Source organism: Actinokineospora globicatena, from assembly GCF_024171945.1.
Taxonomy (GTDB): Bacteria; Actinomycetota; Actinomycetes; order Mycobacteriales; family Pseudonocardiaceae; genus Actinokineospora; species Actinokineospora globicatena.
Genome location: NZ_JAMTCR010000004.1, coordinates 559,407 through 573,117 on the forward strand (window position 1 = coordinate 559,407; position 13,711 = coordinate 573,117).

At 68.6% G+C, this 13,711-nt stretch carries 9 protein-coding genes; 7 read left to right on the plus strand and 2 right to left on the minus strand.

Going from position 1 to position 13,711, the window contains the following annotated elements:
• The first annotated feature begins 6 nt into the window (after window positions 1-6).
• The 4 genes from LV79_RS21455 (at window position 7) to LV79_RS21470 (ending at window position 5,562) form a co-directional block, all read left to right on the plus strand.
• Window positions 7-387, plus strand: coding sequence for a response regulator transcription factor (locus LV79_RS21455; RefSeq protein ID WP_253839851.1), 381 nt, complete (start codon window positions 7-9; stop codon window positions 385-387).
• 10 nt (window positions 388-397) lie between these two features.
• On the plus strand, window positions 398-3,262 hold the full coding sequence (locus LV79_RS21460) for a hybrid sensor histidine kinase/response regulator (RefSeq protein WP_253839853.1): 2,865 nt from the start codon (window positions 398-400) through the stop codon (window positions 3,260-3,262).
• 616 nt (window positions 3,263-3,878) lie between these two features.
• The gene (locus LV79_RS21465) at window positions 3,879-4,046 is read left to right on the plus strand and encodes a hypothetical protein (RefSeq protein WP_253839855.1); all 168 of its coding nucleotides are present in this window, start codon (window positions 3,879-3,881) and stop codon (window positions 4,044-4,046) included.
• Between the two features lie 199 nt (window positions 4,047-4,245).
• A complete protein-coding gene (locus tag LV79_RS21470) occupies window positions 4,246-5,562 on the plus strand; it encodes a hypothetical protein (RefSeq protein ID WP_253839857.1) in 1,317 nt (438 codons plus the stop codon).
• On the opposite strand, the gene LV79_RS21475 is transcribed toward LV79_RS21470, so the two are convergent.
• Window positions 5,538-6,182 (minus strand): response regulator transcription factor, encoded by a 645-nt coding sequence (locus tag LV79_RS21475; RefSeq protein WP_253839859.1) that lies wholly within the window; start codon window positions 6,180-6,182, stop codon window positions 5,538-5,540. The two genes, LV79_RS21470 and LV79_RS21475, sit on opposite strands and share 25 nt — an antisense overlap.
• Before the next feature lie 243 nt (window positions 6,183-6,425).
• Here LV79_RS21475 and LV79_RS21480 point away from each other — a divergent pair, with 243 nt between their 5' ends.
• Window positions 6,426-7,103 carry a CpaE/TadZ family protein gene (locus tag LV79_RS21480; RefSeq protein ID WP_253839866.1) on the plus strand — a complete coding sequence of 226 codons (678 nt, stop codon included), beginning with the start codon at window positions 6,426-6,428 and terminating at the stop codon, window positions 7,101-7,103.
• A gap of 759 nt (window positions 7,104-7,862) precedes the next feature.
• Here LV79_RS21480 and LV79_RS21485 read toward each other — a convergent pair.
• Entirely contained in the window at window positions 7,863-9,476 is a 1,614-nt protein-coding gene (locus tag LV79_RS21485) for a methyl-accepting chemotaxis protein (protein WP_253839868.1), read from the minus strand.
• 227 nt (window positions 9,477-9,703) lie between these two features.
• Here LV79_RS21485 and LV79_RS21490 point away from each other — a divergent pair, with 227 nt between their 5' ends.
• Window positions 9,704-10,288, plus strand: a complete 585-nt coding sequence (locus LV79_RS21490; RefSeq protein ID WP_253840383.1) for a TasA family protein — start codon at window positions 9,704-9,706, stop codon at window positions 10,286-10,288.
• Between the two features lie 29 nt (window positions 10,289-10,317).
• A complete protein-coding gene (locus tag LV79_RS21495; protein WP_253839872.1) occupies window positions 10,318-13,707 on the plus strand; it encodes a signal peptidase I in 3,390 nt (1,129 codons plus the stop codon).
• Window positions 13,708-13,711 lie beyond the last annotated feature (4 nt).

A 13,711-nucleotide genomic window follows, 5' to 3' on the forward strand; every position in this document is an offset into this window, starting at 1 on the left:
ACCGCCGTGAAGCGGATCGTCGTCGCTGAGGACGACCCGGACCTGCGCGACCTGCTCGTGTTCAAGCTCGTGCAGGCCGGGTACGAGGTCACCGCCGTCAGCACCGGGCGCGAGGCACTCGACGAGGCCGAGGCCGCGCAGCTGTTCCTGCTCGACGTGACCCTGCCGGACATGACCGGCCTGCAGGTGTGCTCCCAGTTGCGGTCCGAGGACGCCACGAAGGACACCCCGGTGGTGCTGCTGACCGGGCACACCCAGGAGGCCGACGTGGCGGCGGGCCGCTCCAGCGGGGCGAGCGACTACATCTTCAAACCGTTCAGCCCGCGCGACCTCGTCGACCGGATCAGCGCGCTGCTGACGGGTGGCGGCGACCCGCCGGGGCGGTGATGTCGAGCCGATGACGACGGACAACCCCGCGCCGGTGGACGACCTGCTCGCGGTGCCCGGCCCGATCCCGACCCCGGGGTCGGGCCCGGCACCCGAGTCGCGCAAGCGCGTCCCGCTGTGGCGGTGGACGGTGGGCAGGCTGCTCACCGCCGGGTACCTGCTGGCCATCGGCGGCCTGCTCGCGGTCGGCGTCAACTCCTACGTCAGGATCGACACGCTGCTCGAGGCGCGCGTGCCCATCGAGCACAGCCACGCCGTGCTCGGCCAGGTCTCGATGCTGTGGCAGCAGATCCAGGACGCCGAACGCGGGCAGCGCGGGTTCCTCATCGGCGGTGACGAGCAGTACCTCGCCCCGTACTCCGCCGCGGTGCTCGACATCGCCGACACCGAGGCGGCCCTGGGCGAGCTCACCGCCAACGACGGCTACATGCGCCAGCTGTACGAGGCCCTCGGACCGGTCGTCGCCGACAAGCTCGACGAGCTCGCGCAGACCATAGAACTGCGCCGCAGCCAAGGCGTCGACGCGGCCGTGGAGCTGGTGTCGACCGGCCGCGGGGTGCGGGACATGGCGGCCATAGAGGACATCCTCGGCAACATGCGCCTGCACGAGCAGGAGTTGCTGGCGCTCAACCAGCAGGTGATCAGCGATAGCGGTACCGCGACCCAGCAGCTCATCGCCCTGGTCACCGTCGGCGTCGGCACCCTGGCGGCGCTGGGCGCGATCTGGGTGACCCGCAAGGTCACCAGGCCGATAAGGCGGGTCACCGAGACGGCGAGGCAGGTCGCCCGTGGTGAGACCGATCGACGCGCCCCGGTCGGCGGACCGGCCGAGGTGGAGGAGATGGCTGTCGCGGTCAACGCCTCCACGCACGCGATGGTCGTCGCGCGGGACCAGGCGGTGGCCGCGGGCAAGGCGAAGGCGGCGTTCCTGGCCACCATGAGCCACGAGATCCGCACCCCGATGAACGCGGTGATCGGCATGACCGGGCTGCTGCTCGACACCGAGCTGACCGTCGAGCAGCTCGAACTGGTCCGGATCGTGCGCGACAGCGGCGACGCGCTGCTCGCGGTGATCAACGAGATCCTGGACTACTCCAAGATCGAGGCGGGCGAGCTGGAGCTGGAGGACGCCTCGTTCCACATCACCGACGTGGTCGACAGCGCGCTCGCCCTGGTCGCGGTGCCCGCGGGGGACAAGGAACTGGAGCTGATCGGCTACGTCGACGCCTCGTGCCCGCCGGTGCTGCGCGGCGACGTGACCCGCCTGCGGCAGATCTTCCTCAACCTGCTCGGCAACGCCGTCAAGTTCACCCCGCGCGGCGAGGTCGCGATCAACGTGCACGCCGAACTGCTGCCGGGTCCCGACGACAAGGTGCTGGTGCGGGCGTCGGTGAGCGACACCGGCATCGGCATCCCGCCCGAGCACATCGGTAGGCTGTTCCAGTCGTTCAGCCAGGTCGACGCCTCCACCACCCGGCGCTTCGGCGGCACCGGCCTCGGCCTGGCCATCAGCCACCGGTTGGCGCACGCCATGGGCGGCGACATCACCGTGGTCAGCACCCCGGGCATCGGGTCGCGGTTCACCGTGACGGCGGTGCTGCGGGTGTCACCGCAGATCGAGCAGGACCGCGAGCCGGGTTGGACGGCGCTGACCGACAAGCGGGCGCTGGTGGTCGACGACAACGACACCAACCGCGAGGTGCTGCGCGCGCAGTTGGCGGACATGGGGATGCGCTCCACCGAGGTCGCGTCCGGTCCGGAGGCGCTCGCCCTGGTCCGCGCGGGCGAGGTGTTCGACGTGGCGCTGCTGGACATGCTGATGCCGGAGATGGACGGCGCCGAACTCGGTGCCGCGCTGCGGTTGCTCCCCGACGGCGAGCGGTTGCCGCTGATGCTGCTGAGCAGCGTCACCATGCCGTTGACCACCGAGCAGCGGGCGATGTTCGAGGCGGTGCTGACCAAACCGGTCCGGGTGAGCGTCCTGCGCACCACCCTCACCCGGATCCTGGGCGCCATCGAGACCACCCCGGAGAGCACCAAGCTGCCCGCGCCCACCCCGGAGAGCGGCGCGCTGCGCATCCTGGTCGCCGAGGACAACCTGGTGAACCAGAAGGTCGCCCAGCTCATGCTCACCAAGCTCGGCTACCGCGCCGACATGGTCTCCAACGGCCGCGAGGCGGTCCAGGCCGTCCGGCTGCGCCCCTACGACGTCGTCCTGATGGACGTCCGGATGCCCATCATGGATGGCCTGGAGGCCACTCAGATCATCCGCGGCGACCTGCCGGAGGACCGCCAACCGCACATCGTCGCCATGACCGCCAGCGTCCTGGTCGAGGACGCCAACGCCTGCATGGCCGCGGGCATGGACGACTACCTCGCCAAACCCGTCCGCCCCACCGACCTGGCCGCCGTCCTGGGCAAGCTCACCGCCCAGATCCCCGCCGCCCGCACCGAGTCCATCCCCGGCGCCACCCCACCCGCGCGCCCCGAGATGGCCCTGGACAACCGCACCGCCGCCCTGCACGCCCGCCTCGACGAACTCACCGGCCCCAACCCCTCCACCGAGGAACGCGACTTCATGGCGCACCTCCTCACCTCCTTCGCCGAGAAAACCGGCCCAGCCCTGGACGCCCTCGAATCCGCCCTCCACGCCCACGACCTCGACGAAGTCCTCACCCAGTCCCACACCCTCAAAGGCTCCGCAGCCAACATCGGCGCCCCCGCCCTAGCCGACCTCCTCCTATCCCTAGAACACCAAGCCCGCGAAGGCACCCTCCCAGACCCCGCCACCGCCCTGCCCCCCATCCGCCAGGAACTATCCTTGGTAATCCCCGCCATCACCGGCCTCGTCTCCACCCTCACCGCCAAGGCCTAGTTCAACTATTTCCGCCGACCGGGAAAACTGTCGGGCTGCCCCCGATGATGCTTACCGGGAAACGCGCCGATTTCACGTGGCCAGTCGGATCTTGAGACTTCGCCGCCTGGAGAATTCGCGCTGTCTCGCTCTAGAGGTCTGGTCGCCCGGAATATGGGGCGACTACTCGCACAGGAGCGTCCACCACGGGCAACCACCACGTGCCCGCACGCCCAGTCCACGACGCTTCCACTCGATGATGCCGTGCCCAGTCGAGTGGGTCCACTGCTAACCCGCCAGGTGAACGTCACCGAACCCTGGCAAGTGCAGGCGGCCTGAGCTGGGGCTTGGTTGCCTACTGCTCGGGGATGTCCGGTGGACAAACAGACAAAACCTGGTCACCGGATGCCTGGCTGCGAAGGACGCGGACAACTCCGGACAGGATGGCGCGGTCCGCGGAGGCTCGGTGCGTCATGATCGACACCGATGCGCGACACCTGGCCCGGTGGCCGCCGAGCGCGCGTCGTGCGTCGCCGAGTCAACTGGGAAAGGCATCATCTCCATGTCCGTCACTGTTCTCCGTCCATTTCGCCGTCCGCCTGTGCAACCTGGGTTGGCGCGCGTCTACGTCATTATCGTGGTGGTTTACCTGGCTGCTGTACTAGCGCTGGTCGCGCAAGGACAAGACCCGGTTTTCGCGTTGGCAGTACCCGCCGCGGTTGGCTCGGCGGCGTTGACCGCGGTCGAGCGGCTCGGCCGTTTCGGTTCCTCCGCTGCTGGCGCGGCTCGGCCGCGCCACGCCTGAGCGGGGCGGGCGCAAGATGGGGCGTCGACCCGCGCGTATCACCGACACCGGACCGTTGGGGGAGTTCGCCACCGAGTTGATCAAACTCAAGGAGAGCGTTCACGGTGCCACCTATCGCACGATGGCTCACCGGTGCAACTTCTCCCGATCGGTGCTCGCGGAGGCAGCGACCGGGAAGAAGTTGCCCACATGGGAGGTGGTGAGAGGTTTCGTCAACGCTCTGGGTGTCGTTCGCGCGGACGACGTCAAGGACTGGGAGGAGTTCTGGACCCAGACGAACAACGAGATCGCCGCGCGGACCAGCGTTGACCGGCTTCGTGAACACGATGGGCGTGGACCACAGTCGACGGGCGCGATCGAGCAAGCCGGGGCCGTCCCCCATCCTGAAACCGTGCGCACCTACGACGACCTGATCCACGAACTCCAGGTGCTCAGGCTGCGCGCGGGCAACCCGAGCCTGGCCGAGATCTGCGCTCGCCTGGACCGCCGCCTCCAGCGCCACGGCCGCGAGCGGGGGCTCGCCAAGTCGACGTTGTCGGAGATCCTCAACCGTCGCAGGCCACCGCAGGCCACCACGTTCGTGGACTTGGTCGATACCCTGCTCCACGAGCACGGCGACGGCGGGACTGAGTTCCGCCGAGAGGACGCGCCCCACGCCACTGCCAAGGTCACTGGGCCGGTGATCCTCATGCCGCGGAACGGGAACCCGCCCCGTGTTCGATCTGGCCCTGGTCCGATCATCGGTCGCGATCTGGTGTCCGAGCTGAGGAGATTGCGGGCACTGGCGGTCAAGGCGGGTGTCGGGACTCTGGTCGGCCAGCCGTCCTTCGCGCTCCTCGAGGCGCTCGACCGCGGCATGCAGTTGGCTTCGTCGCTGGTCGGTGACGTGGCGGCGATGCCTGAGGTGTACGCGTCGGCGACGGGGATCGCCGGGGTCTACTTCGCCGACGAGGTGGTGCTGCCGACGTTGGCCAGCAGGGTCATGACCTTCACCGCGGGAGGGGTACCCAGGTTGGGCGCGGTGGAGTCGGCGGCCGCGTACGCGATAGCGGTGACGCCGACCGAGGGAGTCACCGCCGAGCTGTACCGGCGGCGCGGGTTCATCGTCTTCACCGATCCCCGGACGGGGCTGGATCTGTATGCCGTCGAGGTGTCCAAGGCTCCCGGACTGGTGGATGGCGCGTCGTGGAGCGGCGAGGTCGATGACCAGGCGCCGTGGTTGTCGCTGCGGGCGTGGCGTGAGGCTTGGGTCATCGCCGAGTACAACCACCGTCGACCGGACTTGAACCGGTCCAACCCGGTTGCGGCATCGCCCGCCCGGGAGACGGCGCCCGGCATACTCGCCGCGATGCCCGCCGTGCGGGCCGCGACCCTGCTGGCGGACCTGCCCGAGGGCGTCACCGCGGGCTTGCTCGGCGAGTTGCCCGATGACCAGGCGAAGGCGGTGTTCACCGCGTTGCTGGGGTTGGCCGACCGGCGGGTTGGCGGGGGTTACGAGCCGGGGGTGGGTTCGTAGTTGATGAGGCCGGTGCGGAGGGCTGTGACCAGGGCCTGGGCGCGGCTGGAGGCGCCGAGTTTGTCGTAGAGGCGGGCTACGTAGGTCTTGGCGGTGGACTTGCTGATGTGGATGGTGCCCGCGATCTCGGGGATGGAGAGGCCGTCGCGCAGGAGGGTGAGGACTTGGCGTTCGCGGGGGGAGAGGGCGAACTTGGTTTCCTGCTCGCGGCGGCGGGTGAGGGCGTCGAGGAGGCCGGTCGCGGTGAAGGAGGTGGCGGCCACGGCGGCGTGGCGGATCGCGCCGAGGACCTCGATGACCGGGGCCGTCTTCACCACGAAGGCGGAGGCGCCGTGGTCGAGGGCGCGGAACAGGACGTCGTCGGTGTCCAGGGAGGTCATGACGACGATGCCGAGGTCGGCGTAGCGGTCCCGCAGGGCCCGGACCAGGGGCAGGCCGTTGCCGTCCGCCAGCTCGACGTCGACCACCACCACGTCCGGGCGTGCGCGCTCGACCAGGGCGGCCGCCTCGACGGCGGAGCCGGTCTCGCCGACCACCTCGACGTCGGGGTGCGCGCCCGCGAGCATCGACAACCCGTACCGCGTCAGCGTGTCGCTGTCGATCACGACGGTGCGAATCACCGGCCTCCACCTTCCCGTCACCCATTTGGGCGACAACATAGGTGACTGTCGGTTTACCTCCGGCCAGGGTTACAGGAACCTGAAAAATGTGTCTCAACGGCACCCGCGCCCCGTGGCCATAACAGAATATGCAGGTCCAGACGTTATGTCGGACGGCGGACCGACGCGGGTCGACCGGTTGCCCGCTGCCGCGCACCGGGTCGCACAGGCAACGCTCTGTGACAACAGAGCGGAGGTCCACCGGTGGACGCACAGATAGTCACCATCGTCGGGGCGCGGGCGGGCGCGGGCGCGTCCACCGTCGCGGCCAACCTGGCCGTGGCGCTGGCCCGGTCCGGCACCGGCCCCGTGTGCCTGGTCGACCTGGACTTCACCGCGGGCGACATCGCCACCATGTTCGACGCCGAGGCCGACGAGGGCGGCGTCCCCGAGGCCCACGTCGCCACCCGCCTCAGCCGCGGCCTGTACGCGATCCTCGCCCCGACCGTCCTGGGCGACCCCGGCCGCGTCCCCGAGCGTGTGGTCAGCGAACTCCTCGCCTCCCTGTCCACCATGTACGCGCACGTCGTGGTGGACGCGCCCGCCGCCGTCAACAAGCACGTGGTCACCGCCCTGGAGTACGCGCACCGCCAGGTCCTGGTCACCACCCCCGAACGCCCCGCCCTGCGCGCGCTCGGCCGCTACCTGGACATGCTCGACACCCTCGGCCACGACCGCCGCCTCCGCTCGGTCGTCATCAACCGCACCCACCCCGACAACGGCATCCCCACCGCCGAGGTCGAACTAGCCGCCCGCACCCCCATCGCCGCCTGGCTCCCCGCCACCCCCGACATCCCCCTCTCCATCAACACCGGCCAACCCCTAGCCGCCGTCGACCCAGACCACCCCTTCTGCCACTCCCTCCTCTCCCTCACCCACTAGCCCACCCCACCAACCCTCGACCACCTAACCGACCGACGCCCCACCAACCCCCCACGCCCAGTCCCGGCCCACCCGATAACGACCGGCGCTGACCCCGACGACCTTGGCCCAACAACGCCCGCCGACAACGTTGGCCCCAACAACTCCCGCCGACGACGTTGGCCCCCACCCCCCGCCGACAACGTTGCCCGAAGGCGCCCGCCCGACGGCGTTGGCCCGCCCCGCTCCACCACGGCGCTGGTGCCAACTGCTCGATGGGGCGGACTTGTTTTGCGTGGGGGGACGGCACCCGTAGCGTCGACAGGCAGCAGGGAGGGCCGCACTGTGGCCCCCTGCTTTTAGCCCTTCCCCGGGTGTCGTAGGGGCCCCGCGCAAAACAAGTTCGCCCCATCGAGCTCTGCTCGAAACTCGCGTCACGACGATGGCGCAGCCGAGGCGTCTACCGCAGCGCAGCGGAGGCCACGAAAGCGGAGATCCCCAGCTCACAGGACACTCGCAAGATCAACCCGCTCCAAAGACCCCCGAATAAACAGCCTACCGAGGGGGCGCGCCGAGCAGGAAGGCTGAAAGTCGCCCCTGTGGACAACTCGGCCCCATGTGGACAGTTCAGCCATTATGGACAACTGACCGAATACGGGCAACCCGCCGCGCCACTGTGGACAGAACAACGCCGCAGCGGCGCTGACCAGGAGGTCGGCGCCGCTGCGGGGTGAGAAAGGTGGTGCCCGCCAGACCCCCAGGGACTGGCGGGCACCGGGTTCAGAGTTGGAACTTGACGACGGTGGCGTGCATTTCGCCGCTCATCTGGGCTAGTTCGGTGGCGGCTTGTTGCCACTGGTGGACGCCCGCGGTGGTGGTGCTGGTGGCGGTTGCCACGCCGGTGATGTTGGTGCTGATGGCGCGGCTGCTGGAGGCGGCTTCGGCGAGGTTGCGGTTCATCTCGTTGGTGGTGGCGGTCTGCTCCTCGACGGCCGCGGCGATGACGATCTGGAAGTCGCTGATGCGGCCGACGGTGGCGACGATCTCGCCGATGGCGGAGATGGCGTTGGCGGTGTCGGACTGGATGGCCTCGACGCGGCTGATGATGTCCTCGGTGGCCTTGGCCGTCTCCTGGGCGAGGTCCTTGACCTCACCGGCGACGACGGCGAAGCCCTTGCCCGCGTCGCCTGCCCGCGCGGCCTCGATGGTCGCGTTGAGGGCGAGCAGGTTGGTCTGCTCGGCGATCGAGGTGATGGCCTTGACGACGTTGCCGATCTCCGAGGAGGACACGCCGAGCTTGGCGACGGTCTGGTTGGTCTGCTCGGCCACGGTCACCGCCTTGCTGGCGACGTCGGCGGCCTCGCTGGCGTTGTTGGCGATCTGGCGGATCGACTCGCCCATCTCGGTGCCGCCGGTGGCGACGATGTCGACGTTCTGCAGCACCTGCGCCGCGGCGTCGGTGACCGCGCCCGCCTGGTCGCTGGCGTCGTTGGCCGAGGTGGCGATCTCGGTGGAGACCCGGGACAGCTCCTCGGACGCGGCGGCCAGCGCGCTGGCGTGGGTGGACAGGCCGGTGACGGTGGTGCGCAGCGAGCCGATGGTGCTGTCCACCGCGGCGCCGACCTGGCCGATCTCGTCGGTGGTGCGCAGCCCGACCGTGCCGGTCAAGTCGCCGCTCTCCACCCTGCGCAGGGCGCGCACGACCGAGGCCAGCGGCCGGACCACCGAGCGGGTGGCCCACACGCTGAGGACGGCGGCGAGCAGCAGCGCGACGCCGAGGGTGGCGCCGAGGACCCAGGTGCTGGTGGCCTGCGAGCTGTCCGCCTCGGCCTTGAGCGCCTCCATCCGGGCGTCGATGGACTTGGTCAGCTCGGTGGTCACGTCGAGGATGTCGCCGTAGGCCGCGGAGGCCTCGCCGCCGTTGATGCTGTCCATCGCCTTGGCGCGGCTGGCCTGGTCGTCGGCCTTGAGCCAGTCCATGATCTTGGTGTCCCAGGCGAAGAAGTCGTCCCACGCCGGGCGCAGCTTGGCGAACTGGGCCTTCTCCGCGTCGGTCATCGCGGTCACGTGCGTGGCGCTGATGTGGGCGTAGACGGACTCCTTGGCCTTGAGCTCGGCGGTCCGGTTGTACCCGTCGGGCCCGGTCGCGAACGCGATGCCGTACGCACCGGCGTCGGACACGACGAGCGCCTGCCAGCCGGTGACGTCCGCGGCGTCGTACTTGATGAGGTCCACGTCGTCCTGGACCAGCCGCAGCGTGTCGAGGCGGTTGCTGATGTCGTCCTGCTTGGACAACCCCCACCAGCCCGCGCACGCGGCGAAGATGATGAACAGCACCAGCACCGCGAAGGACCCGCCCAGCCTCGTGCCTACCTTGGCCCTGCCGAGAACCATCCCTGCCGCCTTCCGGTTGTCCACCGTGGACCGTGTTCCTTGTCGGAGCCCACATCGACCACGACCGCGCGCACCTGAGCAAGACACGAACGTGGTACTGCTCACGCCCTGTAACTCTCTCGGCGCACCGTCGTGCACCCGAAGTAGCAACCACCTCGCAACTGGACCGCCTAATCGGGGCCGGCCCATCAGCCGACAGTGGGGAAAAGACAGGAGGGTGAGTGACGATGCAGGTCAAGAAGAACCGGACCGGGCTCAAGGCAGCGGCGGTGGTGGCTACTGGCCTGGTCGCCAGCGCCCTGGTCATCTGGTTCAGCAGCTACGCGGCCTTCACCGCGACCACGACCAACAGCGGCAACTCGTTCAACTCAGGCTCGGTGTCCATCACCGACGACGACTCGAACGGCGTGCTCTTCAACGTGTCCGGCCTCAAGCCGGGTGATACCGGGTCCAAGTGCATCGAGGTGACCTTCACCGGCAACGTGGCCTCGACGGTCAAGCTCTACACGACCGCGGCCTCGTACACCGGCACGCTCGGTCCGTACCTCGACTTCGTGGTCCGGCAGGGCACCGGCGGCACCTACGCCGACTGCACCGGGTTCGTCGCCGACGGTGGTGGTCCGCTGCACAACGGCACGCTGGCCACGTTCGCCTCGGGCTACACGAACTTCGGCAACGGGATCGGCAGCTGGACGCCGTCGACCAACGGCACCAAGAAGACGTTCCAGTTCACCTACACGCTGCAGGACAACAACAGCGCGCAGAGCAAGAGCGCCGGTATCGGGTTCACCTGGGAAGCGCAGAGCTCCTGATAGCCGATTGACCCGCTCGGGGACGAGCGATGGAGGACACCGTGAACGCCAGGAACGCCAAGCGACTCGTGGGCTACGTGCCCGAGGTCGCGGCGTTCCTGGCGCAAGCGGTGTTGTCGACGTTGGTGTGGCTGCTCGCGTGGTGCGTGCTGCCCTACATCGTGTCGTGGCACTCCTACGTGGTGCTGTCGGGATCGATGGCGCCCGCCATCCACACCGGTGACGTCGTCATCGTCGGGTCGCTGCTGACCGACCACCCCGCTCCGGGCGCGGTCATCGCCTTCGAGGACCCCGGGCACGACGGCCGGACCCTCATGCACCGCGTCCTCAAGGTCAACGAGGACCAGACCCTGGTCACCAAGGGGGACGCCAACCCCGACTCCGACAGCACCCCGGTCACCGAGGACGACGTTCTCGGGCAGGGCAGGCTGCGTGTGCCGTGGGTAGGCCTACCGGCTTACTGGGCGCAGACGCAGAACTGGCCCGCGCTCGGTGCGGCCGCCATAGGGCTTGTCGGTCTCGTAGTGCTCGCTTGGCGACGCCCCGGTGACCTCGATCCGCCACCGACAGAGCCACCTCGCTCCGGTAAGCACCGGCGCACGTCCGACGTCAGCTTCACCCGGCGGCGGACGGATCGGCGTGTCTCGGCCGCGGCGACCCTGGGGGTCGTGCTGATGGTAGTGCTCGACAGCGGTGGCTTCGCGAAGTTCACCGCCACGGGCGCGAACTCGGGCAACGCTATCGGCACCGCCGCCACATTCCCCACGTACTCCGCGTCGGTCATCGGTGACGGCCCGACCTTCTACCACCGGCAGGACGAGGCCGCGTCGTCGTCGGCGACCAGCACCGCAGCCGACTCGTCGGGCAACAGCCGACCCGGTCAGTACAACGCGGCCACCAACGGCCCTTACACCTACTGGCGTTTCGACGACGCTAGCGGCACAGCGGCATCGGACAGCTCCGGTGGCGCTAACCAGGGCACACTCACGAACGGTCCTACCTGGTCCACTGGGCTGACCGGGTCCGCGATCACCTTCGACGGTATCAACGACCGCGTCGTCGGTTCCGGTCCTTCGACTGTTAGCGACACCAGCTTCAGCGTGTCGTTGTGGCTACGCACCAGTTCCGCCTCCGCGAACGCGGTTGCGATCACCCAGCCCGGTAACAACCACAACGCCTGGTATGTCTACACCTGGGGTAGCCGGTTCCGCTTCGGCATGCCGAGGTCGGACAACTCCAGCGCGACCGAGGACTACCTGAACTCCACGAGCGTGGTCGCGGCCAACACCTGGACGCACATCGTCGGCGTCTACGACGACCCGAACAACGTCATCCGCATCTATGTCAACGGCACCCTAGAGGCGACTGGCTCCCGCGCGGACGCTTACGAGTGGCGCGGTACGGGCGCGTTGACGGCTGGCGGCGTGCAGATCAACGGGACCTGGCAGTACCCGTGGGCTGGCTCGATCGACGACGCGCGGGTGTACTCGCGCGTTCTTGGCGCTAGCGAGATCTCCGGGATCATCGGCGCCGCGACCGCCCCCAACGCCTCTTACGCCTTCGAGCAGTCAGGGTCCGTGCTGACCGACTCCGGCCCTTACGGCTACAACGGCACCATCACCGGCCCGGTATGGAACACCCTGGGCAGGCTCGGCCGCTCGCTCACCTTCGACGGGATCGACGACTACGTCTCCGCGTCGTACTTCAGCCTGCGCACCGACAGCAGCTTCACGGCGGCCGCGTGGATGTACATCAGTAGCTCGGGTGGAGTGGACAGGACAATTCTGTCCAAAGACAGCCAGGTCAACAGTGCGTTCTACCTGAGCTACATAGCCTCTACGGGCAAGTTCGCGTTCACCATGCCCGCCTCTGACACCAACGGGGCATCTACGGTCCGTGCCTCTAGCGTCAACCCGGCCATCGCCAACACGTGGATGTGGATCGTCGGGGTGTGGGACGCGGCCGCGAGCCAGATGCGGCTATACGTCAACGGCACGCTAGAGGCGACTGTGAGTCGGTCGGGTGGGTGGAACGGCAACGGTTCCATCTCCATCGGTCGTGGGCAACGCAACGGCTCTTACGTCGAGTACTGGCCCGGGCGTATCGACGAGGTCGCCCTCTACAACCGTGTCCTCAGCACTGCGGACGTCGAAGACCTCTACACGCGGCCGACGCTGGACTGGCAGTTCAACGACAACATCGCGAGCACCGCGTCCGACTCTTCGGGCAACGGCAACTACGGCACGATGAACGCCGTTCAGTGGACCGACTCGGGTTATGAAGGCACAGCCGGTATCTACAACGGCTCCAGCAGTTGGACCGTCAGCCAGACGGCAGCCCTACGCACCGACGCCAGCTTCACCGTGTCCGCGTGGGTGTACCTGACGACCCCGTCGCAAGACCGCGCTGTGGTGTCGCAACAAGGCACCGTGGGCAGCGCGTTCATGCTGGGAGCCGACATCTCCTCGGTGAAGTGGGCCTTCCGCATGCCGAGAACCGACTCAAGTTCGCCGACCTACGACACCGTGTACAGCCTCGCTGACGCTACCCAGAACCGTTGGTACCACCTGGTTGGCGTCTTCTACGCGGGCTCTGAGTTGATGCGCCTCTATGTGGACGGCGTCCTCCAGGGCAGTGCCACGCACTCCGTGATGTGGAACGCGACCAACCCGCTGCAGGTGGGACGCGCGCTGCGCAGCGGTAGCCAGATGGACTACTTCAACGGCGTCATCGACAAGGTCCGCACGATCCAGGCAAGCCTGTCGACCGCGCAGGTCCAGAACCTCTACAACGCGGGTGCCCCCGCCCCGGACCCGCTACCGGTCGCGGGCGCGCTCTCGCCCATGAACGCCGCCCAGCCGGGCGCGCTGCAAGGCGCGCAACAAGGGCAGAGCTCCAGCACGGCCACCGCGTTCAACGGCACGACGAACGCGACCAACCTGACCTCGTTCACGAACCCGACCACCTTCACCATCGAGTCCTGGTTCAAGGTCAGCGGTACCGCCGGTGGTCTCATCGCGGGCTTCTTCGACACGGTCAGTGTGAGCAGCACCGCCCGGGACAGAGTGGTCTACCTCGACAGCACCGGGCGGGTGACCTTCGGTGTCAACCCGGCCGGCGGCATCAAGTCGATCAACTCGCTGTCGTCGTACAACGACGGCACCTGGCACCACGTCGCGGCGAGCCTCGGTGCCGCCGGGATGAAGCTCTACGTCGACGGGGTGCTGGTCGCGCAGGACGCGGCGACCACGACGGCGCAGAACTACTCCGGCTACTGGCGGTGGGGCGGCGGCATCCTCACCGGCTTCCCCAACCGGCCTGCCAGCGACTACATCATCGGCTCGCTCGACGAGTACGCCGTGTTCGGGTCGCAGCTCAGCGACGCCCAGATCCGCAGGCACTTCCACGCCAACCACTAGCCCA